The sequence below is a fragment of the Endozoicomonas sp. ONNA2 genome, from assembly GCF_024606365.1.
Lineage (GTDB): Bacteria > Pseudomonadota > Gammaproteobacteria > Pseudomonadales > Endozoicomonadaceae > Endozoicomonas.
The window spans coordinates 1-2,124 of record NZ_JAHHPO010001134.1 but is presented as its reverse complement, the minus strand read 5'-3'; the positions used below and the strand labels follow the sequence as shown (position 1 = coordinate 2,124).

Annotated in this window: 1 protein-coding gene; it reads left to right on the top strand. The window is 49.0% G+C overall.

Annotated elements, in window-relative coordinates; translation table 11 throughout:
* Nucleotides 1-198 precede the first annotated feature (198 nt).
* Nucleotides 199-1,914: a diguanylate cyclase gene (locus KDK14_RS20095; protein ID WP_257267008.1), complete on the top strand. Its 1,716-nt coding sequence runs from the start codon at nucleotides 199-201 to the stop codon at nucleotides 1,912-1,914.
* The last annotated feature ends 210 nt before the right edge of the window (nucleotides 1,915-2,124 follow it).

Here is a 2,124-nt window from a genome sequence, read left to right as displayed (position 1 = left end):
CACGACCGGCTTCCGAAGGTTTCAACGTCTTCTGAAGTTACGGATTCAGGTTAATATTCTCCTCCAGAAACAGGGCGCTGCAGCCCTGTTTTGACAGAAATCTGGCAAAAACCAGCCCGCCAATTCCTTTGCAATAATGAAATGAGTTCTGACCAATAACAATCATTGGTCTCAGCCAATGACTAACAGGGAAGTTGTATGTTCCGTAAATCTGCAGCCTTGGCAATGCCAGCAATTTTGATGACACTGGTGCTCACCGCCAGCCTGACTTTATTAACCCTCCATTTCAAAAATATCCTGCTGAAAAGTTACCAAAGCAAGCTGGAGCAGGTTGCCGAGATAACCGCACGTATTTTACAAGATGATATCGAGCTGCACGGTGACAATCACTTTGACTTTGACGTTATCGCCACTGATATAGGCGGGAGTGCAGACATCAGAGTTACCATTATGAATGAAAGCGGGATTGTCATTGGGGACTCACAGATACCTAAACATGATCTTGACCAGATGGATAATCATGGATCCCGCTCTGAAGTAATGGCAGCGATGCAGCATGGGCAAGGTTCATCAACACGACACAGTCATACCAAGGGGTATGACCTGATGTACTACGCGTTGAAGGTAAGTACTGTCAATTCTGGTCATCACGATCACAGTAGTGAACAAGGGCATGATGCAGCCAGCTATATTTCGAATGCTGGCGAGACCTATATAATACGTACGGCAGTTGCCATGAATGTGTTCACAGACGAACTGATGTGGATCTGGATCTGGGTAGTCGTCATCAGTTTACTGGGTGTTTTTGTGGTAATTATGATCACCCGCTTTTTCAGCTCCATGCTTGATAAACAGGCTAAACGTGAACGGGAGTCGCTGCAAACTGAAGTCAAAGTACGAACTCACGAACTCAGTTTGATGCAGCGGCTAGGCAGTCTGATGTCAGCCTGTACCACCATCGATAGTGCTGCTAACGTCGTTCATCCCATTGCTGACCATTTATTGCCGGGATGTCGTAGCGGCGCGATCACGCTGATCAAATCCTCAAGAAACCGGTTGGACCTTATCACTCAGTGGGGGGAGCAATGGCAGGGAAGCGACCGTTTTGAGCCCAGTGACTGCTGGTCACTACTAAAAGGGCATACTCACTTCAGCAGCGAAGATGGTCTGGAAATTCGCTGTCGCCACAGCAGTAAGGAAAGCGACCTGTACCAGGTTTGTATTCCCCTGGTGGCCCAGGGTGAAACCCTGGGAGTCTTGCATCTTAACTATCATGACCAACAGGCTCTGGAAAGCAATATATCAAAAGCGGAGTCCATGGCAGAACAGATCGGTCTGGCACTGGCCAATATGCGCCTGCGGGAGGATCTCAGACAGCAGGCGATTCGGGATCCATTGACCAGTCTGTTCAACAGACGATATATGATGGACTTTCTGGAGCAGCATACCTACAGCACGGAAACACAGAATGAAACGCTTTCTGTTATGATGATCGACCTTGATCACTTCAAGCGATTTAACGACACCTTTGGCCATGATGCTGGCGACTATGTGCTAAAACAGGTCGCCATGGAATTGAAGCAGGCGGCACGGGAAGGCGATCTGGTTTGCCGCTATGGTGGTGAAGAAATTTGTATCGTCTGTCCCGCTACTGATCTGGACACTGCCACAGAGCTGGGCAATATGCTGGTCACCCGGATCGCTGGACAGGGCATGCAGTTTAATGGTCAGTCTTTGGGCAACGTGACTATCTCGATGGGCATTGCAAACCGTTTGAACGCTGAAACTACCCATGACCTGTTGATTAAAGAGTCCGACAACGCCCTCTATCAAGCCAAAGAGCAGGGACGTAACAAAGCCGTCATCAGTAACCCGAAAAGCACTCCACCGGTACTTCCTCCGACCGGGGATTAATACCAATAATCCTTCAATGCTTCGTCAAAAAAATTATGTGCCTGCTTTAGCCCGGATATTTCATAAACTGCCCCGAATCTCGCGCACGACCACATCACATGGATGTGGGAGGTAGGGCGACGCAGGATGCCAAAGCCGAGGACTTTGTCGCTCTAAGGGATTTTGTGAGGGAGCGCCGTACCGGGGAGTACGGTCGACTGAGCAAAACTC